The organism is Aeromonas sp. TECH754 (genome assembly GCF_056279295.1).
Genome location: NZ_JBWBRA010000001.1, coordinates 2,570,679 through 2,590,985, shown reverse-complemented (window position 1 = coordinate 2,590,985; position 20,307 = coordinate 2,570,679). Strand labels below are relative to the sequence as shown.

Below are 20,307 nucleotides of genomic sequence, written 5' to 3'. Positions count from 1 at the left end.
CTTATTTACCTCCTGTACGCAGACGGGGATCCAGGAAGACGTAGAGCACGTCCGCCAGGAAGTTGAAGCTGAGCATGGTGATGGTCATGATGAGCAGCTGCCCCTGGATGAGGGGGTAATCGCGGGCGAGTATGCCCTGATAGAGCGTCAGACCCAGGCCCGGATAGTTGAAGATGACCTCGGTGATGAGGGAGCCGCCGATGACGAAACCGAGCGCCATGGAGAGGGCGGTGACGCTGGGCAGCACGGCGTTGCGGGCCCCGTAGTTGAAGATAACCCTGTTGCTGGAGAGCCCCTTGGCCTTGGCCATGGTGATGTAATCCTCACCCAGCAAGTTGATCATGTTGTTGCGCATGGTGATGAGGAAGCCCCCCACCTGCACCAGGGCCAGGGTGCCGACCGGCATGATGGCGTGCAGCATGATGCTCTTGATGTGTTCCCAGCCGAAATCGGCCTTGATCTCCGGGCTGTAGGCGTAGCCGATGGGCAACCAGCCGAGGCTAACCCCGAACAGGAAGAGGGCGAGCAGGGAGACCACCACCGGCGGTATGGCCTGCATCACCAGGGTGAGCGGGGAGAGGATGCTGTCCATGCGTCCGCCCCGGTACCAGGCGGCAAAGATGCCGACGATGGAGCCGAAAGAGAAACTGATGATGGTGGAGGTGCCCACCAGGAACAGGGTCCAGCCGATGGCACGGCCGAGTACGTCAGCCACGGGCTGCGGGTAATAACGCACCGAGGTGCCGAGATCCCAGGTGAAGACACTCTTCACATAGGTGAGAAATTGGGTGCCGATAGGGCCGTCAACGAAGCCGAAGGTGGCTTTGAGGGCTTCCAGGGCGGCGGGTTCCATCATGGCGCCAGCGCGGGCGAACATGACGGAGACGGGATCCCCTGGCATGGCTCTTGGCAACAGGAAGTTGATGGTGGCGGCCACCAGGAAGGCGACCAGATAGAAGGAGAAGCGTCTTAGTATAAATCCCATGGTGATACCTTTTACTGCAAGCCTGCCCCGCGCCGGGCAAAGCTCCCCCAACCCCGGCGGATGCGAGGGATGGAAGACATGGCGGGGAAGAGGGCCCCCCGCAGGGGGCCGAGGTGGTTAGCTGTTTGGCTTGAGTGACAACACGTGCAGCAGACGCTCCGGGGTGTCCGGGTGCAGTTGCGGCTTGGCGACCGGGTTGTCGGCACTGAACCAGCCATTGAAGCGCTTGGTGCTGTATTCGTACCAGGTCGGGTTGTTGAACACCGGGATGATGGTCTGGTTGGCCCCGACGCGCTCCTGGATGGCAAACATGATCTCTTTCTGCTTGGCCGCATCTGCGGTCTGGGTGAAGTCATCGATCAGCTTGTCGAGGGCCGGATCCTTGTAACGTGGCGCCGCGAAGCGGTTGCCGCGCTCACCCATGTTACGGGAGTGGAAGGCGGTCTCGAAGTACTTGTGCGGGTTGGCACCGGCGAAGTAACCCTGCAGGGCGACGTCGAAGTCACCGGTGATCAGGTTCTCGGTCCAGACGGTGGCTTCCGGAGTGGAGGTCTTGGCGTTCAGGCCCAGTGCCTGCAGGCCTTCCACCCCGATCTGGACTGTGTTGACCCAGTCGGTCCAGCCGTTCGGTACCAGCACCTTGAACTCGATCTTCTTGCAGCTCGGGGTGTCGAGGAACTTGTCGCCGTCACAGTCCTTGTAGCCGGCCTGTTTCAGCAGTGCCTTGGCACCTTCCAGGTCGAACTTATTGAACTTGCCGTATTTCTTCTCGACATCCGGGTTGTCCCAGGAGGCGAATGCCTTGCCAAGGCCGGACGGGTATTCGTTGACGGTCGGGTAGCCGTAGCCCGCGATGTCCACCATGGACTGGCGGTCCATCGCCATGGAGAAGGCGCGGCGGAAGTTGATGTCGTTGAAGGCTTCGTGGTTGCCCGGGTTCTTGGTCTGGAAGTTGACGTTGAACGCCACTGTGCCGGAGGCGGGGAACCAGTACTTGTTGTTCTTGGGATCGTTGCCGACGTAGAGGCGCTCGATGTCCGGTACGAAGGAGCCGAACCAGTCCACGTCACCCTTCATCACCGCGGCCAGTACCTGGTCGTTGGTGGCCATCTGCGGCATGCGGATGCAGTCGATGGAGAGGCTGGCGTTGTCCCAGTAGTGCGGGTTGCGGCACTGGGTGTAGAGCTGGGCGGAGAAGTTGTCCACTTCGGTGAAGGGACCGGTACCGACCGGCTTGTCGTTGGTGAAGGCGACCGGATCCTTGACGGATTTCCACTGGTGCTCAGGCACGATGGGGACCAGCACCAGGTCGTTCACCACGTTGGTGTTGACCTCGGTCAGGTCGAACTTGACCTTGTGATCACCGAGCTTCTCGACGCTCTTGATCTGAGTCCAGATGGAGCGCTCATCCAGCGCCTTGTTGGCCTTGACCAGGTTGAAGGAGAAGAGGATATCGTCGGCGGTGAAGGCTTCACCATCGGACCACTTGACCCCGTCACGCAGATCGAAGGTGACGGACTTCAGATCATCGCTGAAGGCGTAGTTGGTGGCCAGACGATAGACGGGTTTGCCACCCTGCATATCGTTGAAGATCACCAGCGGCTCATAGATGAAGTGACGGGTCGTGTGCAGCAGACCGGCCTGCAGGAAGGGGTTGAAGTTCTTGACCCATGCGGTCTCCTGCTGTGCAACCAGGGTCAGCACCGTCTTGTTCTCGGCGGCCATGGCGGTACCGGCGGCACCGAGCATCAGGGTTCCCAGCATGACTGAGGTAGCGATTTTGGATACTTTGGCAAGCATATGTTTTCCTTTCTTATTGGGTCTTCCATCTTTGGAATGGAGCGCCGAGATCGCATGCTTGGATGTCGGCCCTCTGTGTTGGTCAGGTTTTGAACCCTTGTAGTTGTGTCGTCCAACACCACTAGAAAAGCAGAATTAACAGGAAAACAACAACTGTTCATTTCGTCGATATCGTAAAAACGTGCGTCGTCTCGTCATTCTCGTCAATTTGTATTTTTAATCCTTTAAAATTAGCCTTTTATGTTAATTAGCACAGAGCATCAAGTCACTCATTGTTGCCAGCTAAAAGCGATTGTGTGAACTGGATCGTGCTCATTTTTTATTCCGTCCGGTGGCTTTTTTTCGAGATTGAAACAAGAACCCGGAGCGCGATGCAGAAGTGTGCGCTGGCTCACTGAGGGCATCCCCGGATGGGACGCCGCTGTTGGTAGGCGATGGGTGATTGTCGTTGATGGCGGTGGACGGGCTCAGTAACTGACCCTGCAGGATGGATACTTCTTCACGGCCAATAAAAAAGCCAGTCAGCGTGGCTGACTGGCTCTTGTCCGGACACCGGCATGGGCGCCGCTGGGGAGAGGCGAGGTTACTCTACCAGGCTGGCCCAGAGGTCATACTCGTCCGCTTCATCGATGCGGACCTTGACCATGTCGCCGGGCTTGAGGCCGGTCTCACCGTTGAGGTAGACCAGACCGTCGATCTCGGGGGCATCGGCGAAGGATCGACCGGTGGCGCCCTCTGCGTCCACCTCGTCGATCAGCACCGTCATCTCCTTGCCGACCTTGCGGGCGAGCTTGCGGATGGAGACCTGCTGTTGCAGCTCCATGAAGCGCACGAAGCGCTCTTCCTGGATGTCTTCCGGCACCGGATCAGGCAGCTCGTTGGCCTTGGCGCCATCGACCGGGCTGTATTTGAAGCAGCCGACCCGGTCCAGTTCCGCCTTGTCGATGAAGTCCAGCAGCATCTGGAACTCTTCTTCGGTCTCGCCGGGGAAGCCGACGATGAAGGTGGAACGCAGGGTGATTTCGGGGCAGATCTCGCGCCACTTCTGGATGCGCTCCAGGGTGCGCTCGACGGTGCCGGGACGCTTCATCAATTTCAGGATGCGCGGGCTGGCGTGTTGCAGCGGGATGTCGAGGTAGGGCAGCACCTTGCCATCGCGCATCAGCGGGATGACGTCATCCACGTGCGGGTAGGGGTAGACGTAGTGCAGGCGCACCCAGATGTCGAGCTTGGCCAGCTCTTCGCACAGGGCCACCATGCTGGTCTTGACCGGCATGCCGTCGTAGAAACCGGTGCGGTGTTTGACATCGACACCGTAGGCGGAGGTGTCCTGGGAGATCACCAGGAGTTCCTTCACGCCGGCTTCTTTCAGGCGTTTGGCTTCGGCCAGCACGTCACCGATGGGGCGGCTCACCAGATCCCCGCGCATGGAGGGGATGATGCAGAAGGTGCAGCGGTGGTTGCAGCCTTCGGAGATTTTGAGATAGGCGTAGTGACGGGGGGTCAGCTTGACGCCGTGGGCCGGCACCAGGCTGGTGAAGGGGTTGTGGGTCGGCTTGGCCACGTATTTGTGGACGTGACCCAGCACCTCTTCGTAGGCGTGGGGGCCGGTGATCTCGAGTACCTTGGGGTGGATCTCGCGGATCTGATCCACTTTGGCGCCGAGGCAGCCGGTGACGATCACCTTGCCGTTCTCGGCCAGGGCTTCGCCGATGGCTTCCAGCGACTCTTGTACCGCGCTGTCGATGAAACCGCAGGTGTTGACCACCACCAGCTCCGCATCGTCATAGCTGGGCACCACGTCGTACCCTTCGGTACGCAGCTGGGTCAGGATGCGCTCGGAATCGACCAGATTTTTGGGGCAACCCAAGGAGACGAATCCTACTTTGGGGGCCTGTTTTGTGTTGGACATCGCTCAATCACTCTTAGGTGGCTCTTCTTTAAGGGCGCGGATTTTACCGGAATGGCTAACCAAAAACTATACAACCGGCATGCTCGTGCTGAACAATATTTACCGGTGACGCTTCATCCGGGCCAGATGCGCGGCATTTGCCATTCAGGCTGCCAGCATCTGACGGTGCGTCCGGCGGTGGCAATCGGCTTCCCGGGAGGCGGGAGCGACTGCCTGGGGCCGCGTGACAACGCGGCATGGAGGGCAACGACCTGACGAGCCTCTATGCTGACCCAGGCTGAATGGGTATGCACATGGCACTTCTTTGAATAAGCTTAAATCTGATAGGGTGATGACCCGCTGACGAGCAATAAGGAGAACATCATGAAGAGCCGATCCTGGCTGATTGTCGCCACCTTGGTACTGGCGTCTACCCCCAGCCATGCCGACTGGGCGAAGTTGAAGGAAGCCGCCTCCGAGCTGGGCACGGCGGTGAGCGATACCAGCAAGGAGGCCTGGCAGGGCATCACCGACTTCTCCAAGGCGACCTGGGAGTCGGTCTCCAGCTGGGGGGCCGATGCCTACAACAAGACCGGTGCCTGGACGGCGGAGAGCGCTGCCACCGGCAAGGAGTGGCTGTCGGCGGCGGACAAGAAGCTCGACACCATGCTCGAGCCCAAGACGCCGACCGAGGCGCGTACCGCCCTCGATACCATGGCCGACACCGCGCTGGTGCGGCTGTTCAACGAACAACCCTCCGCCAAGCTGCTGTTTGACAAGGCTTATGGCTACGCGGTGTTCGATTCGCGCAAGTTCTCCCTGATGGTGCACACCAACCAGGGCGCCGGGGTGGCGGTCAATCGCTCGAGCAACAAGCACACCTACATGAAGATGTTCGGCGCCGGCATGGCGAGCGGCTTCGGTGGCAAGTTCTACCAGCAGGTGATGTTGTTTGAGACCAAGCAGACCTTCGACAACTTCGTGAACAAGGGCTGGGAAGCGACCTCGGACGCCGGGGTGGTGGCCGGCAAGGAGAGTGCGTCTCTGGATACCGGTTACAACGGTGGCATGGCCATCTACCAGATTGGCGAGAAGGGGCTGATGTATGGCATCAGCATCACGGGATCCAAATACTGGATCGATGAAGATCTGACCCAATAACCCTCAAGATCCGTTGTGACAATGGTCCGCCTGATGCGGGCCATTTTTTTATCCGGGATCCTCGTCTTTTCATCATCAGCCCAGACTCTGGCGCATCACCAGGGGCTGGTTCGTCTAAATCCTGACCACTCGCCGCCGCGGCATCACAGGATCTGCATTCGTTGGCACTCTAATTGCTTAGTGGCAGTCAGCGTCAATGATTTGTCTGGGGATGGAAGATGGAAATAAGTGCAAGCAGCCTGATGCAAGAGATGCAGTCACTCAAGATCGAGGCAGGCGCCACGCCGCTGACCCAGCCCGGCCGTCAGGTCAGCTCGAATTTTGGTCAGATGCTGCAACAGGCGCTCGACAACGTCAACGAGCTGCAGGGCGGCGCCAACGATTTGCGCACCCGCTTCGACATGGGCGACAAGTCGGTGGATCTCTCCGAGGTGATGATCGCCGGACAGAAATCGTCCATCGCCTTCGAGGCGACGGTGCAGGTGCGCAACAAGATGGTCGATGCCTACAAGACCATCATGAACATGCCGGTCTAAGGGATTTCAATAAACCATGGCGACTGAGCATCATGAACATGTCAGCAATAAGGACATAATCCGTGGCTACTGATCAAAACGGCGACCTGCTGATCAACAACGAGGGGGCGGCAGCCCTCGACGAGCATGAGCAGAAGAGCTCGGCGCTGGGCTTCCTGTCCAATACCGATGTGCTGCGCCAGATCACCCTGATCCTGGGGTTGACCATCTGTCTGGCCATCGCCGTGTTCATCCTGTTGTGGGGCAAGGAGCCGGAGATGCGTCCGCTCGGCACCTTCAACACCCAGGAGCTGGTCTCCACCCTCGACTATCTGGATCAGCAGAAGATCCCCTATCAGGTCGATGGCAAGAGCGTGCTGGTCAGTGCCGAAAACTATGCCGACATCCGCCTGCGTCTGACCCGGGCCGGGCTGGCTGGCAACAGCGATGCCAGCAACGATGGTGAGTCCATCCTGCTCAAGGACTCCAGCTTCGGCGTCAGCCAGCGCATGGAAGGCGAGCGTCTCAAGCTCAGCCGCGAGCGTCAGCTGGCGAGTGCCATCGAGCAGTTCCAGAACGTGGCCAAGGCCCAGGTGCTGCTGGCCATTCCCAAAGACAACGTATTCGCCCGCAACGAGCGCAAACCCAGCGCGACCGTGGTGCTGAGCCTCAAGGGCAGCGCCCTCGGCCAGGGGGAAGTGGATTCCATCGTCGACATGGTGGCCTCCGCCGTCCACGGCCTGGAGCCGACTCGCGTCACCGTGACCGATCAGAACGGTCGCCTGCTCAACTCCGGCTCTCAGGATCCGCTCTCCGCCCAGACTCGCAAGGAGTTTGCGATGCAGCAGAAGCAGGAGCTGGAGTACAAACAAAAAATTGACGCCATCCTGATCCCGGTGCTGGGCGCCGACAACTATACGGCTGAAGTGGATCTCTCCCTCGATTTCTCCCAACAGGAGCAGACCCGCAAGACCTACAACCCCGACTTGCCCGCCGTGCGCTCCGAGATGACCATGGAGGAGAACAGCGCCAATGGTGGCAATGGCGGCGTGCCCGGCGCACTCTCCAACCAGCCTCCCGCCGCCTCCAGCATTCCCCAGCAGGCGACGGGCGCCGATGCCGAGTCGGCGTCCAGTGGCCGCTCCCGCAAGGAGGCGACCCGCAACTTCGAACTGGATACCACCGTCAGCCACATCCGGCGTCAGCAGGGCGGCATTCGCCGCATGACGGTGTCGGTGGCGGTGGATTACAAGGCCACCCCGGGCGCCGAGGGCGCCGTCACCCGGGAGGCCCGCAGCCAGGCCGAACTCGATACCCTGCGTCGCCTGCTCAGCGGCGGCCTCGGTTATGATGTGACCCGGGGGGACACCCTGGAGGTGGTCGCCATCCCGTTCAATCGTCCCGAACTCGAGGCCATGACCGATACCCCCGTCTACGAGCAGCCCTGGTTCTGGCGTGCGGTGCGCATCGCCGCCTCCGTGCTGGTCATCATAGTGCTGATCGTGACCGTGGTACGGCCCATGCTCAAGCGCCTGCTCTACCCGGATGCACGTCCGGAAGGGGAGCTGGATCTGGACAACAGCATAGTGCTGGGTGGGGATGACGAGCTCAGCCTGCTGGCGGCGCAAGCGGAAGCCGAACCCGTGTTCGGGGTGCGTGACGGTCATCTGAAACTGCCGGATCTGCACCGTGACGAAGACTTGCTCAAGGCGGTGCGTGCGCTGGTGGCGAATGAACCGGATCTGGCCGCTCAGGTCATTAAAGAATGGGTAACGAACAAAGATGCCTGAAGAGAAGAAAAACCAAATAACCGGTAACGAGATTACCGATGTGCAGCGCCAGATCCTGGATCAGATGCCCGGGATGGAGATGGCGGCCTTGTTGATGCTGAGTCTCAACGAAGAGGATGCCGCCCAGATCTTCCGCCACCTCGAGCCCAAGCAGGTGCAGCGGCTCGGTATGTCCATGGCCTCGATGTCGGACTTTAGTCACGATCGGGTGGCGGCGGTGCACCGTCAATTTATCGAAGACATCCAGAAATACACCAACATCGGTATCGGCAGCGAAGATTTCGTGCGCAAGGCCCTGGTGGCGGCGCTCGGCGAGGACAAGGCCAGCAATCTGGTGGATCAGATCATCCTGGGGTCCGGTGCCCGGGGTCTCGACTCCCTCAAGTGGATGGACGCGCGCCAGGTGGCCAGCATCATCCAGAACGAACACCCGCAGATCCAGACGATCGTGCTGTCCTACCTGGAGCCGGAGCAGTCGGCGGAGATTTTGAGCCAGTTCCCGGAGCAGGTGCGCCTGGATCTGGTGATGCGCATCGCCAACCTGGAAGAGGTGCAACCGGCGGCGTTGCAAGAGTTGAACGACATCATGGAGAAACAGTTCGCCGGTGCGGCCGGGGCTCAGGCCGCCAAGATGGGCGGTCTCAAGGCCGCTGCCAACATCATGAACTACCTCGACACCAACATCGAAGGCCAGCTGATGGACTCCATCCGCGACTCGGACGAAGAGATGAGCCAGCAGATCCAGGATCTGATGTTCGTGTTCGAGAACCTGATCGACGTGGACGATCGGGGCATCCAGACCCTGCTGCGGGAAGTACCGGGGGATCTGCTGCAACGGGCGCTCAAGGGCTCCGACGATCAGATGCGGGAGAAAGTGTTCAAGAACATGTCCAAGCGGGCTGCCGAGATGCTGGCGGACGATCTCGAGGCCATGGGGCCGATCCGGGTCTCCGAAGTGGAGGCGGCCCAGAAGGAGATCCTCTCCACTGCCCGCCGTCTGGCGGATGCGGGCGAGATCATGCTGGGCTCCGGTGGTGGCGAGGAATTCCTCTAAGTCATGCAACCTGAACCCTGTGATGATATTGCCCTGTCATCTGGTCGTCGCGAGGAGCGTCTCTGAAGCATGAATAACAAAAACAACAAGCTGCGCGGCTATGTCAGGCCCGAAGAGGATGAGAGTCAGGTGCAGGCCTGGGGCTGGCCCGAGATGGAGGTCGAGTCCGAGATCCAGGTCAATGCCCTGGGACTGAGTCCGGATTGGTACCGGCAGGAACAGGAAGCCGAGGCCCTCATCGAAGAACCCGAGGAGGAGCCGGCTCCCAGCATCACCGCCGAAGAGCTGGAGGCCATTCGCCAGGCCGCCTGGGAAGAGGGCATGCGCGAGGGTCAGGAAGCCGGTTTTGCCAAGGGGCTGGAAGAGGGCAAGCTGGAAGGCCTGCAACAGGGCCATCAGGCTGGTCTGGAGCAGGGCAGGGAAGAGGGGCTCGCCCTCGGTCAGGAGCAGGTGGAGCAGCAGATTGCCCACTGGCAGGGGCTGGCAGACAGGCTCGCCAACCCCTTGAGCGAGCAGGACAGCGCGGTGGAGCAACAGCTCATCGCCCTGGTGCAGCAACTGGCCCGCGCCCTCATCCGTCACGAAGCCGAAACGTCACCCAGGCTGCTGCTCGAGGCGCTCAAGCAGGGGCTATCCCTGCTGCCCGCCGCCGAGCAGGGGGTCACGCTGCAGCTGCACCCGGATGATGTGACCCGGGTCGAGCAGGCCTTCGGCGCCGAGGAGTGTGCCAAGCGTCACTGGCGGCTGCGCAGCGATCCCACCCTCTCTCCCGGTGATCTGCAACTGGCCACCGAACTCTCCAGCATCGATCTGACCCTGTCGGGACGCATCGATCAACTGTTGCGCAACTTCCTGCGTGACAATGCAGAGTAACTTTGTGCCCAGCGCTCTCTACGCGGCATCGTGCTGCTGTGCGGTATCTCCCAGCGCGACAATGCCGAGTAACGGCATGTTCCGTGCTTTCCACGAGATCCCGCGCCGCTGTGCGGTATTTCCCTGCGTGACAATGCCGAGTCACCCTGTGACCCGGCATCTTTCCCCTTTCTCTCTGGAGGCGCGATGACAGCGTCCTTGCTCAATCGGCTGCAAGGCTACCGGGTGCGCGATCTCGCCCCCATTCCACCGGTCGCGGGCAAGCTGACCCGGGTGGTGGGGCTGACGCTGGAGGCCATCGGCTGCCGCGCCGCCATCGGCGCCCTGTGCCGTATCGATACTCAGGATGGCTGGCTGGAGGCCGAGGTAGTGGGCTTCTCCGGCGATCGCCTGTTCCTGATGCCGAGCGAGCAGCTCAAGGGGGTGATCCCCGGCGCCCGGGTGGTGCCCATCACCGAGGATCACGGCATCCCGGTGGGCATGAATCTGCTCGGCCGGGTCATCGACGGTATCGGTCAGCCCCTCGACGGGCTCGGCCCCATCATCTCCTCCCAGACGGTGCAGTTTGCCCAGCAACGCATCAACCCGCTCGCTCGCCGCGCCATCCATCAGCCGATGGACGTGGGGGTGCGCGCCATCAACGCCGTGCTCACCGTGGGGCAAGGCCAGCGGATGGGGCTGTTCGCCGGCTCTGGCGTCGGCAAGTCGGTGCTGCTCGGCATGATGACCCGTGGCGCCGCCGCAGACGTGGTGGTGGTCGGCCTCATCGGTGAACGGGGTCGGGAGGTGAAGGAGTTTATCGAGGAGATCCTCGGGGCCGAGGGGCGCGAGCGCGCCGTGGTAGTGGCGGCCCCGGCCGACGCCTCGCCGCTGATGCGGCTCAAGGGCTGCGAGACGGCGCTCGCCATCGCCGAATACTTCCGCGAGCAGGGGCTCAACGTGCTGCTGCTGATGGATTCTCTCACCCGTTACGCCCAGGCCCAGCGCGAGATCGCCCTGGCGGTGGGGGAGCCTCCCGCCACCAAGGGCTACCCGCCCTCGGTGTTTGCCAAATTACCGGCGCTGGTGGAGCGGGCCGGCAACGGCAGCGACGGTCAGGGCTCCATCACGGCCTTCTTCACCGTGCTGACCGAAGGGGACGATCTGCAGGATCCCATCGCCGATGCGGCGCGGGCCATCCTCGACGGCCACATAGTGCTGGCGCGGGAGCTGGCGGACGCGGGCCACTATCCGGCCATCGACATCGAGAAATCCATCAGTCGGGTTATGCCCATGGTCACCTCGCCGGAGCACATGGAGCTGGCGCGCACCTTCAAGCAGTTCTACTCCCTCTATCAGCAGAACCGGGATCTCATCACCATAGGCGCCTACAGCCAGGGCTCGGATCCCCGCATCGACAGGGCCATCATTCAGAAGCCCTATCTGGATCAGTTCTTGCAACAGAAAATGCGCGAGGTGATTCCCTACGATGAAGGCCTGCAATCCCTGCACATGGTGGCCATGCCACTGATGCGCTGATGAGATGAACTGGATGGGAGTGTTGGAATGAGTAAAGGCTTGGAGTTGCTGGCCACCCGGCTGGTCGAGGCGGAGCAGCAGGCGGCCATGGCACTGGCCAAGGCCCAGCAGGACCTGAAGCTGTTCATGGATCAGCAAGAGGCGCTGAACCAGTACCGCCAGATCTACCACCAGCAGTGGACAGATCGGGGCCTGCAGGGGATCACGCCCCAGCAGAACAGCCAGTATCACGCCTTCATCAGCAAGCTTGAGAATGCGGCGACCCAGCAGTACGAAGGGGTGTTGCAGGTACGCGAGGCGCTGGCACTGTGCCGGACCCAATGGCTGGAGGCTCAGCAGCGACGCAAGGCCGTCGAACTCCTGCTTGAGAAACAGGCGGGACGGGTGCGCCAGAAGGCCCAGCGCCAGGAGCAGAAGATGCTGGACGATTACGCCATCATGCGGCGCTATCACCATTCTGGCCTGTAATTTGCTTTCGTTTTCTTTATCGTGATAAATACGCGGTGACGGGACGACGTCGATGTCGCCGGCCACCGGATTGTCGTCAGGGATCCCCGCATGATACAGACCCAGTTGCTCAAGGCCGTCATCCAGGCCACCCCTGCCGACAGCGGTACCGCGTCGGCCATGCCCAATCTGGGCAACGAAGGGGGCGAACTGCCGCTGCAGGGGGATGGCAAGGCCGCATTTGCCGAGGCCATGGCCAGGGCCCAGCTCGTCGGCAAGGGGGCGCCAAGCGCGCCAGCTGGCGAGGCTGCTCCCGCAGCCATGGTGCCGGATGCCAAATCTTTGGCGACCGACGGGACTCCCGTCGCGGCGCAGCCAACGTCTGACAAGAGCGACGAGACCGAGCTGCCCCCCGAGGATTTTCTGCAACAGCTGCAGGCTTCACTCCGACAGGATGTGAGCCTGGTGGTTCCTGCTGCGCCGACTCAGGCGATACCGACGGCGTCAATCGTCGACGGCAATGGCTTGCCGCCCGAGTCGCAATATGTATCACTGGCGGATGCTGGCAAGCCCGCGGCCACGACCGGCTCCGCCACGGCGCAGGCGCTGTTGCAACAGGCGAGCGCGGGCCAGGGGGCGGACGATCCCAGTGCTGAAGGCGCCGCCGATCTGCCAGTGCAAGGCGAGGCAGGCAAGACCGGCAAACTCGACAAGGGCAGCGAACCGACTGTCGAGTCCGGCAAGGGTAACCAGGCCGCGGCCCTGCCTGCCAACGCGCCGCCCGCCGGCCCGGCCACACGGTCAGCAGAGCAGCTTGTCACCCAGACCACCCTACCAACAGAGCAGGCCGTCACCGAGACAGAAGAGCCAAAGGCTGTCGAGTCGAAAGCTGCTAGCCAGACACAGCCACAGCCACAGCCGCCGCTGTCCGGTCAGGAGCGGGCCGCCCTGCTGGCCAAGGTGATCCCCACCCAAACGGGGGCCGCGCCGGTAGCGGACGACCCTGGTGGGCTGCCCACGGCGGGCAAGCCGCAGCAACCCATCTCAACCGAGCGCGCAGTCACCAGTACTCAGGTCACTCAGCAAGGTGCCCAGGCGAGTGCGGCCAAGGCCTTTGGCGAGGGGCTGGTCAGGGTGGATACCCGGCCTGACACCGGCACCAATGCCACCCCGGATGGCACCCAGTCAGGGGATGAGAGCAGACCGGCAGCCGAGCAGGAGGCCAACGTAGGGCAGGCGTCGGCAGCCAAGCCCGAGGCAAATATTGCGGCCAAGAGTGCCGCTGAGAGCGCGGCTTCCGCAGCCGCCAACGCGGATCCTGAGCCGGTGCTGACGACGGCACCGCAGATCCTGGCGCGCCACGAATCCCAGGGACCACAAGCCTCGCTGACGGCCCTGTCGGCCGGTATCTCGCAGATGGAGGCCGAGCCCGCGGTGGCCGTGAGGGCGAGCGCCGAACTCAAGCAGACCGAGCTGAAACCAACGCTGGATGAGTCCGGCACATCTGCGCTGGAGACCCAATCGGTCGAGCAGCGCGAGTCGGCTCCGGCGCTGCAGCATGCACAGGCACAGCCTGGCGAGAGCAGGCCGGCGGCCGAGGTGGTCGCCAGACAGGCATCGACCCTGCCACACCTCAAGCTGGCGACCCCGGAGGCACCGGAGCAGTTGCAGCAGAAGGTGAACCTGATGCTGACGGACAAGTTGCAGCAGGTGGAGCTCCAGCTCGATCCTCTCGGGCTTGGCAAGATGAAGATCCAGATCCAGATGGGGGCCGACAGCCAAGCCAGCGTCCACTTCGTGGTGCAGCATGGCCAGACCCGGGAGATGCTGGAGCAGGCCATGCCGCGGCTACGGGACATGCTGGCGGGGCAGGGGATCCAGCTCGGCCAGACGCAGGTGCAGCAGCAGACACAACAACAGTCACAGCAGCAATCCCAGGGCCAGTTCAACGGGCAGGGTCAGCAGGGCCAGCAAGGAAGTGGATCCTTCGGTGACAAGCAGGCCGAAGGGGAGGGCAGGAGCCACACAATGAGTCTGCTGGTGGAATCGACAAACGACAGCGGAATTGATTTCTATGCTTGATGCCTGCCTGAGTAAGTTTATGATACCGAACCAGTTTAGGACCAGGGTGGACAAGGGATGGCAGACGATAACGAACTGACGCTGAAGGATCCGGCGGCAGCCAAGAAAAAGAAGCTGATCATGATAGTCGCCCTCGCCGTCATCGTGCTGGGGGGCGGCGGAGCCGGTGCCTGGTTCATGCTGGCGGGCGGGGACAAACCGGTGGCCGCTGAGACCGAGGAGGCCAAGCCGGCCACGAGCACGCCACAGCCATCGCTCTATGTCGCCATGCTGCGCCCCTTCGTGTTCAATGTGGCGGGCGGACAGCGGGATCGGCTGGTGCAGATCAAGATCCAGCTGATGGTGCGTGGCGCCGCTGACGAGGCGCTGGCCAAGCAGAATATCCCCCTGATCGAAGGCACCCTGCTGCGGGTCTTCAGCGCGGCCACCGCCGAGCAGCTGATGACCTTCGAGGGCAAGGAGAAGCTGCGCCAGGATTCACTGGAAGAGTGTCGTCGGGTACTCAATGACCTGGTCTCTTCCCCCGTAATCGAACAAGTGCTGTTTACCGGCTTTGTCATGCAATGAAAGGTGAAGCGTGAGCGATCTGTTAAGTCAGGACGAAATTGATGCCCTGTTGCACGGTGTCGATGATGTCGAAGAGGAAGAACTAGGGGCGGCGGGCGATCCCGGCATCGCCCAGTTCGATTTCTCCTCCCAGGACCGTATCGTCCGTGGCCGCATGCCGACCCTGGAGCTGGTGAACGAGCGATTCGCCCGCCACATGCGCATCAGCCTGTTCAACATGATGCGGCGCACCGCCGAGGTCTCCATCAACGGTGTGCAGATGCTGAAATTCGGCGAGTACGTACACACCCTGTTCGTGCCGACCAGCCTGAACATGGTGCGCTTCCGTCCCCTCAAGGGGACGGCGCTGATCACCATGGAGGCCCGCCTGGTGTTCATCCTGGTGGAGAACTTCTTCGGCGGCGACGGCCGCTACCACGCCAAGATCGAGGGGCGCGAGTTCACTCCCACCGAGCGGCGCATCATCCAGATGCTGCTCAAGCTGGTGTTCGAGGACTACAAGGACGCCTGGGCACCGGTGATGGACGTGGGCTTCGAGTATCTCGACTCCGAGGTCAACCCCGCCATGGCGAACATCGTCAGCCCCACCGAGGTGATAGTGGTGAGTTCCTTCCACATCGAGCTCGATGGCGGCGGTGGTGATTTCCACGTGGCCATGCCCTACTCCATGCTCGAACCCATCCGCGAACTGCTCGATGCCGGGGTGCAGAGCGACAAGGGCGATACCGACGTGCGCTGGAGCAAGGCGCTGCGCGACGAGATCATGGACGTCAAGGTGGAGCTCAAGGCCAAGCTGCTGGAGACCGAGCTGACCCTGCGGGATCTGATGGAGCTCAAACCCGGCGACATCATCCCGGTGGAGATGCCGGAGAACCTGCTGGTCTACGTGGAAGACTTGCCGACCTTCCACGCCAAGATGGGGCGCACCAAGGAGAACGTGGCGCTCAAGATAGTCGATAAACTCAAACGCCCGGACGGGGTCAAGACAGAGATGCATCTGGTGACCCGTGGGGGCGTGCGCATCGATGGCGAGGCCGAGCTGGAAGAGCTCGAGCGCAGCATCGAAGACAAACACTCTTAACAGACCCGTCGTGTCAGACGCGGGCCACGAAGCAGCATAAGGAAGCAAGATGAGCGGAACCGATGACGAGCAGGATTTGATGGCAGATGCCTGGGCGGCTGCGCTGGAAGAACAGGTGACGGCCGAGGCCAAGCCCGCCCCGCTGGAGGAGCTCAAAGACGATGCCCCCATCAGCGCCGAGGAGCGCCGCAAGCTGGACACCATACTGGACATTCCGGTGACCATCGCCATGGAAGTGGGCCGCAGCCAGATCAGCATCCGCAACCTGCTGCAGCTCAACCAGGGCTCGGTGGTGGAGCTGGACCGGGTCGCCGGCGAGCCGCTGGACGTGCTGGTCAACGGCACCCTGATCGCCCACGGCGAGGTAGTGGTGGTGAACGACAAGTTCGGCATCCGCCTGACCGATGTGATCAGCCAGATTGAACGGATCAAGAAGCTCAAATGATGGGCTCCTTCGTCCCGCCGCTGTTCATTGCCCGGATGTTGGCCAAGACATTCGGCATCCTCCCTTTGTTGGCCGATGTCATCAGCCAGATTGAAAGAATCAAGAAACTCACATGATCCGCATCCTCGCCTTGTTGCTGTTTACCACGCCGGCGCTGGCCGAGGGCGTCACGCCCCCCAGCATCACCTCCTGGCTGCTCTCCAGTCTGATGGTGATCGGCCTCATCCTGGTGCTGGGTTTCCTGCTCAAGAAGAGCAAGCTGACCCAGGTCATGGGGGGCGGCCAGATGAAGGTCATCGCCAGCCTGCCGGTGGGTTACAAGGAGAAGCTGATGGTGGTCAAGGTGGGTGAACAGCAGCTGCTCATCGGGGTGACCCCCCAGCAGGTCAACTTCCTCTATCGCCTGGAGCAGCCGCTGGATGAGAGCCAGCCCCAGGCGTTCTCCCAGCAGCTCGGCAAATTGATGGGCAAGCATGAAAAAAGCTAACTGGATCCGGTGGCTGGGCCTGCTGTCCGTGCTGCTGTTGTCGCCACTGGCAATGGCTCAGGATGGCATGTCGGCACTGACCGTCAAGACCATGGCGGATGGCAGCCAGGAATACAGCCTGACCCTGCAGGTGCTGGCGCTGATGACCGCGCTCTCCTTCCTGCCGGCCATGGTGATCATGATGACCTCCTTCACCCGGATCATCGTGGTGCTCGGCATACTGCGCCAGGCCATCGGCCTGCAGCAGAGCCCGTCCAACCAAGTACTGATCGGGATCGCCCTGTTCATGTCCTTCTTCATCATGTCCCCTGTGCTGGATCGCATCAACGACGAGGCGCTGCAGCCCTATCTGGCGGAGACCATAGGCGCCAAGGAGGCGCTGGAGAAGGCCGAGCTGCCCATCCACCAGTTCATGCTGGCCCAGACCCGGGTCAAGGATCTCAACACCTTCATGGAGATAGCCGACGTGCAGGCGGACAAGCCGGCGGACGTGCCGCTGCGGGTGCTGATCCCGGCCTTCGTCACCAGCGAACTCAAGACCGCGTTCCAGATCGGCTTCATGCTGTTCCTGCCGTTCCTGGTCATCGATCTGGTGGTGGCCAGCATACTGATGGCGATGGGGATGATGATGCTGTCACCCATGCTGGTCTCGCTCCCCTTCAAGCTGATGCTGTTCGTCATGGTGGATGGCTGGAATCTGATCCTGGGCTCCTTGGCCAACAGCTTCGGATTGGGCGCCGGATGATGTTCTCCTCCGGTGCCGCTCTCACTGCCCTTCAAGCCGATGCCGGTTGTCATGATGGACGGCTGGAGCCTAGTCCTGGGCTCTTTGGCCAACGGCTTCGGGCTGGGCGCCGGCTAAGCCGGTCAATGGAAAGGAGCCGATAAGATGAGTCCGGAAACCTTTGTCGACGTGTTTCGCGAGGCGCTCTGGCTGGTGACCATCATGGTGTGCGCCGTGATCCTGCCGAGCCTGATGGTGGGGCTCGTCGTCGCCATCTTCCAGGCCGCCACCTCCATCAACGAACAGACCCTGAGCTTTCTGCCTCGTCTCATCGTTACCCTGCTGGCGCTCGGCGCCGGTGCGCACTGGGGCCTGCAGAGCCTGATGGACTTCTTCCAGCTGATGGTGAGCCAGATACCCGAGGTGGTCGGTTGATGTCTGCCAAGGCAAGCACAGCCACCGGCGCTCTGTTGATGGCGGCATCTCCAAATCCTCCCGAGGTGGTGAGGCAATGCGGGTGACGCGGCCTGCTCCGATGTGTCCGTCTCCCCCTGAGGAGGCTGCATGACCTACACCACGGCGATGATCATGGAGTGGCTGGCCTCCATCCTCTGGCCGCTGGCACGGGTGAGCAGCCTGCTGATGGTGATGGCGGTGTTTGGCAGTCGGCTGGCACCGGCCCATGTCCGCATGGGCTTGGCGCTGGCCATCACCCTCATCATCGCCCCCCTGCTCCCCCCCATGCCCAAGATAGAGCTGTTCTCCGTCGGCAGCTTTCTGGTGCTGGGACAGCAGTTGCTGATCGGTGTCGCCCTCGGCCTGATGACCCAGTTTCTGCTGGAGAGCTTCGTGATGGCGGGCCAGGTCATCGCCATGCAGACCAGCCTGGGGTTTGCCACCCTGGTGGATCCCATGAACGGCCAGTCCGCCCCCGTGGTGGGCCAGTTCTACCTGATGCTGGCGACCCTGGTGTTTCTGGCGGTGGACGGTCACCTGCTGATGATCAAGATGGTGGTGCTGAGCTTCGAGACCCTGCCGGTCTCCGACAGCGGGCTGACGCGGCCCGCCATTCGCAGCCTGATAAGTTTCCTCGGGGTGATGTACCAGGCCTCCCTGGTGATGGCGCTATCGGCCATCGTCGCGCTGCTGCTCATCAACTTTGCGTTCGGGGTCATGACCCGGGCCGCGCCCCAGCTCAACATCTTCAGCATCGGCTTCGCGGTCAGCATGATGTCCGGCCTGTTCATCCTCTGGCTCACCATAGGCGGCTTCATGGGCCACTTCGAATCCATCTGGGAGCGAGTACAGGAGACCAGCTGCGAGCTTATCAACGTTCAGTGCTTCGGGGGCCAGAATGGCTGATCGGGAGCAGGGCTACGTCGGGCAAGGCGCCGTCAACGGTGGCATGTTGCTTGTTCAATATGATGGGGAGCAGCTGAATGGCTGATACCGATCAGGAACGTACCGAACAACCCACGGGCAAACGACTGCAACAGGCCCGGGAAAAAGGGCAGATTGCACGCTCCAAGGAGCTGGGTACCGCCAGTGTCTTGCTGGCGACCGTGTTCGGCCTGCTGATGATCAAGGAGAGCCTGGCTGGCGCCATGGTCAAGGTGCTCACCGTCGGCTTCACCCTGAACCGGGATCAAGCCTTCGACCCCAACGCCATGGGGGCCATGGTACCCGCCCTGCTGGCCCCGCTGCTGCAACCGCTGGGGCTGCTGTTCCTGCTGGTGGCCATCGCCGCCTTCGTCGGCAACACCCTGCTCGGCGGGATGAACTTCTCCTCCGAGGCCATGCTGCCCAAGTGGAGCAAATTGAGCCCCTTGAATGGTCTGAAGAGGATGTTCGGGGTGCAATCTTTGGTGGAGCTTGTTAAATCCATTGCAAAGGTGATTTTTATCAGCGCATTTGCCTGGTGGATGCTCTCCAGCAAGTTCAATCATCTGCTGAATCTCTCCCTCGAAGGCTTCCCCGGCGGCATCATAGACGCGCTGGACCTGCTGCTGTGGATGCTGATCATCCTCTGCTGCGCCCTCATCCCCATCGTCGCCATCGACGTGCCGTTCCAGACCTGGAACCACATGCGGCAACTCAAGATGACCAAGCAGGAGATCAAGGACGAATTCAGGGACAGCGAGGGCAAGCCCGAGGTCAAGGGCAAGATCCGCCAGTTGCAGATGCAGATGGCGATGCGCCGCATGATGGGGGATGTGCCCAAGGCGGATGTGATCATCACCAACCCGACCCACTACTCGGTGGCACTGAAATACGATGCGAGCAAGCCCGGCGCGGCGCCCAAGGTGCTGGCCAAGGGAGCCGACGAGGTGGCGATGAAGATCCGGGAGATCGCCCGCGAATACGATATCCCCATCATGCCGTCCCCGCCGCTCACCCGCGCCATCTATCACGCCACCGAGATTGGCCAGGAGATCCCGGAGGGGCTGTTCGCCGCCGTGGCACAGGTGCTGGCCTATGTGTATCAGCTCAAGAAGTTCCGCCGTGGCCGTGGTCGCCGCCCGACCCCGATCGCCAAAGACCTGCCGATCCCGCCGGAGTTCCGTACCTAGCGACGCTTGAGCAACCTCACCGGCAGCAGCACTGCCTGCCGCCCGACTCCAATCGCCAAAGATCTGCCCATTCTCCCCGAATACCGTACCTAGCAGTGTTTGAGCAGCCTCACCGGCTGTCTGCCGGCTGGCCTATGCGCATCAGCCCAAGATGCTCCGCTGTGGCCCAACTCTTGATCGTCAAAGATCGATCTGTTCTCCGAATACCGTCAACAAAGGCGAAGCCCTGGTTCTGCTGGTCAGGCGCGGGGCAGGTTGTTTCGTAGGCAGATGGCGACGGACTTCTGACATCTTTAAAATAAAATACATATATATCA

General features: G+C 61.7%; 19 protein-coding genes. 16 read left to right on the top strand and 3 right to left on the bottom strand.

The features are described from left to right. Position 1 precedes the first annotated feature (1 nt). The 3 genes from ACZ9IL_RS11495 to rimO form a co-directional block, all read right to left on the bottom strand. Positions 2 to 985 carry an ABC transporter permease gene (locus ACZ9IL_RS11495; protein ID WP_042642273.1) on the bottom strand — a complete coding sequence of 328 codons (984 nt, stop codon included), beginning with the start codon at positions 983 to 985 and terminating at the stop codon, positions 2 to 4. Positions 986 to 1,102: 117 nt separating this feature from the next. Beyond that, the gene (locus ACZ9IL_RS11490; protein WP_042642271.1) at positions 1,103 to 2,785 is read right to left on the bottom strand and encodes an ABC transporter substrate-binding protein; all 1,683 of its coding nucleotides are present in this window, start codon (positions 2,783 to 2,785) and stop codon (positions 1,103 to 1,105) included. Positions 2,786 to 3,368: 583 nt separating this feature from the next. Beyond that, on the bottom strand, positions 3,369 to 4,697 hold the full coding sequence (gene rimO / locus ACZ9IL_RS11485; protein ID WP_476003634.1) for a 30S ribosomal protein S12 methylthiotransferase RimO: 1,329 nt from the start codon (positions 4,695 to 4,697) through the stop codon (positions 3,369 to 3,371). Between the two features lie 363 nt (positions 4,698 to 5,060). Here rimO and ACZ9IL_RS11480 point away from each other — a divergent pair, with 363 nt between their 5' ends. The 16 genes from ACZ9IL_RS11480 to flhB all read left to right on the top strand — a co-directional run bounded on the left by ACZ9IL_RS11480 (position 5,061) and on the right by flhB (position 19,990). Next, positions 5,061 to 5,837, top strand: a complete 777-nt coding sequence (locus ACZ9IL_RS11480; RefSeq protein ID WP_476003633.1) for a lipid-binding SYLF domain-containing protein — start codon at positions 5,061 to 5,063, stop codon at positions 5,835 to 5,837. A 218-nt stretch (positions 5,838 to 6,055) separates the two neighbouring features. Further along, a complete protein-coding gene (fliE, locus tag ACZ9IL_RS11475) occupies positions 6,056 to 6,373 on the top strand; it encodes a flagellar hook-basal body complex protein FliE (protein ID WP_042642266.1) in 318 nt (105 codons plus the stop codon). A 62-nt stretch (positions 6,374 to 6,435) separates the two neighbouring features. After that, positions 6,436 to 8,142: a flagellar basal-body MS-ring/collar protein FliF gene (gene fliF, locus ACZ9IL_RS11470; RefSeq protein ID WP_476003632.1), complete on the top strand. Its 1,707-nt coding sequence runs from the start codon at positions 6,436 to 6,438 to the stop codon at positions 8,140 to 8,142. Beyond that, a complete protein-coding gene (gene fliG / locus ACZ9IL_RS11465; protein ID WP_033130811.1) occupies positions 8,135 to 9,196 on the top strand; it encodes a flagellar motor switch protein FliG in 1,062 nt (353 codons plus the stop codon). The genes fliF and fliG overlap by 8 nt, the downstream gene beginning before the upstream one ends. Before the next feature lie 69 nt (positions 9,197 to 9,265). Then, positions 9,266 to 10,069, top strand: a complete 804-nt coding sequence (gene fliH, locus ACZ9IL_RS11460) for a flagellar assembly protein FliH (RefSeq protein ID WP_476003631.1) — start codon at positions 9,266 to 9,268, stop codon at positions 10,067 to 10,069. Positions 10,070 to 10,255: 186 nt separating this feature from the next. Then, positions 10,256 to 11,587, top strand: coding sequence for a flagellar protein export ATPase FliI (fliI, locus tag ACZ9IL_RS11455; RefSeq protein ID WP_476003630.1), 1,332 nt, complete (start codon positions 10,256 to 10,258; stop codon positions 11,585 to 11,587). A gap of 27 nt (positions 11,588 to 11,614) precedes the next feature. Beyond that, a complete protein-coding gene (fliJ, locus tag ACZ9IL_RS11450) occupies positions 11,615 to 12,055 on the top strand; it encodes a flagellar export protein FliJ (protein WP_476003629.1) in 441 nt (146 codons plus the stop codon). Between the two features lie 90 nt (positions 12,056 to 12,145). Beyond that, positions 12,146 to 14,116, top strand: a complete 1,971-nt coding sequence (locus ACZ9IL_RS11445) for a flagellar hook-length control protein FliK (protein ID WP_476003628.1) — start codon at positions 12,146 to 12,148, stop codon at positions 14,114 to 14,116. Between the two features lie 57 nt (positions 14,117 to 14,173). After that, complete coding sequence (gene fliL / locus ACZ9IL_RS11440) at positions 14,174 to 14,683, top strand: flagellar basal body-associated protein FliL (protein WP_476003627.1); 510 nt, start codon at positions 14,174 to 14,176, stop codon at positions 14,681 to 14,683. 10 nt (positions 14,684 to 14,693) lie between these two features. Next, entirely contained in the window at positions 14,694 to 15,764 is a 1,071-nt protein-coding gene (gene fliM, locus ACZ9IL_RS11435) for a flagellar motor switch protein FliM (protein ID WP_033130817.1), read from the top strand. 49 nt (positions 15,765 to 15,813) lie between these two features. Further along, the gene (gene fliN, locus ACZ9IL_RS11430; protein ID WP_025326247.1) at positions 15,814 to 16,209 is read left to right on the top strand and encodes a flagellar motor switch protein FliN; all 396 of its coding nucleotides are present in this window, start codon (positions 15,814 to 15,816) and stop codon (positions 16,207 to 16,209) included. Between the two features lie 112 nt (positions 16,210 to 16,321). After that, positions 16,322 to 16,696: a flagellar biosynthetic protein FliO gene (fliO, locus tag ACZ9IL_RS11425; RefSeq protein WP_476003626.1), complete on the top strand. Its 375-nt coding sequence runs from the start codon at positions 16,322 to 16,324 to the stop codon at positions 16,694 to 16,696. Next, entirely contained in the window at positions 16,683 to 17,441 is a 759-nt protein-coding gene (fliP, locus tag ACZ9IL_RS11420) for a flagellar type III secretion system pore protein FliP (RefSeq protein WP_476003625.1), read from the top strand. The genes fliO and fliP overlap by 14 nt, the downstream gene beginning before the upstream one ends. Positions 17,442 to 17,585: 144 nt before the next feature. Then, a complete protein-coding gene (gene fliQ / locus ACZ9IL_RS11415) occupies positions 17,586 to 17,855 on the top strand; it encodes a flagellar biosynthesis protein FliQ (protein ID WP_033130820.1) in 270 nt (89 codons plus the stop codon). A 129-nt stretch (positions 17,856 to 17,984) separates the two neighbouring features. Next, entirely contained in the window at positions 17,985 to 18,782 is a 798-nt protein-coding gene (fliR, locus tag ACZ9IL_RS11410; protein WP_476003624.1) for a flagellar biosynthetic protein FliR, read from the top strand. A 77-nt stretch (positions 18,783 to 18,859) separates the two neighbouring features. Then, complete coding sequence (flhB, locus tag ACZ9IL_RS11405) at positions 18,860 to 19,990, top strand: flagellar biosynthesis protein FlhB (RefSeq protein ID WP_476003623.1); 1,131 nt, start codon at positions 18,860 to 18,862, stop codon at positions 19,988 to 19,990. Positions 19,991 to 20,307: the final 317 nt, after the last annotated feature.

Excerpts from the sequence above, each read along its gene's own strand:
- ACZ9IL_RS11495 (WP_042642273.1), bottom strand. The coding sequence starts at position 985 with ATGGGATTTATACTAAGACGCTTCTCCTTCTATCTGGTCGCCTTCCTG.
- ACZ9IL_RS11490 (WP_042642271.1), bottom strand. The coding sequence starts at position 2,785 with ATGCTTGCCAAAGTATCCAAAATCGCTACCTCAGTCATGCTGGGAACC.
- rimO (WP_476003634.1), bottom strand. The coding sequence starts at position 4,697 with ATGTCCAACACAAAACAGGCCCCCAAAGTAGGATTCGTCTCCTTGGGT.
- ACZ9IL_RS11480 (WP_476003633.1), top strand. The coding sequence starts at position 5,061 with ATGAAGAGCCGATCCTGGCTGATTGTCGCCACCTTGGTACTGGCGTCT.
- fliE (WP_042642266.1), top strand. The coding sequence starts at position 6,056 with ATGGAAATAAGTGCAAGCAGCCTGATGCAAGAGATGCAGTCACTCAAG.
- fliG (WP_033130811.1), top strand. The coding sequence starts at position 8,135 with ATGCCTGAAGAGAAGAAAAACCAAATAACCGGTAACGAGATTACCGAT.
- fliH (WP_476003631.1), top strand. The coding sequence starts at position 9,266 with ATGAATAACAAAAACAACAAGCTGCGCGGCTATGTCAGGCCCGAAGAG.
- fliI (WP_476003630.1), top strand. The coding sequence starts at position 10,256 with ATGACAGCGTCCTTGCTCAATCGGCTGCAAGGCTACCGGGTGCGCGAT.
- fliJ (WP_476003629.1), top strand. The coding sequence starts at position 11,615 with ATGAGTAAAGGCTTGGAGTTGCTGGCCACCCGGCTGGTCGAGGCGGAG.
- ACZ9IL_RS11445 (WP_476003628.1), top strand. The coding sequence starts at position 12,146 with ATGATACAGACCCAGTTGCTCAAGGCCGTCATCCAGGCCACCCCTGCC.
- fliL (WP_476003627.1), top strand. The coding sequence starts at position 14,174 with ATGGCAGACGATAACGAACTGACGCTGAAGGATCCGGCGGCAGCCAAG.
- fliN (WP_025326247.1), top strand. The coding sequence starts at position 15,814 with ATGAGCGGAACCGATGACGAGCAGGATTTGATGGCAGATGCCTGGGCG.
- fliO (WP_476003626.1), top strand. The coding sequence starts at position 16,322 with ATGATCCGCATCCTCGCCTTGTTGCTGTTTACCACGCCGGCGCTGGCC.
- fliP (WP_476003625.1), top strand. The coding sequence starts at position 16,683 with ATGAAAAAAGCTAACTGGATCCGGTGGCTGGGCCTGCTGTCCGTGCTG.
- fliQ (WP_033130820.1), top strand. The coding sequence starts at position 17,586 with ATGAGTCCGGAAACCTTTGTCGACGTGTTTCGCGAGGCGCTCTGGCTG.
- fliR (WP_476003624.1), top strand. The coding sequence starts at position 17,985 with ATGACCTACACCACGGCGATGATCATGGAGTGGCTGGCCTCCATCCTC.
- flhB (WP_476003623.1), top strand. The coding sequence starts at position 18,860 with ATGGCTGATACCGATCAGGAACGTACCGAACAACCCACGGGCAAACGA.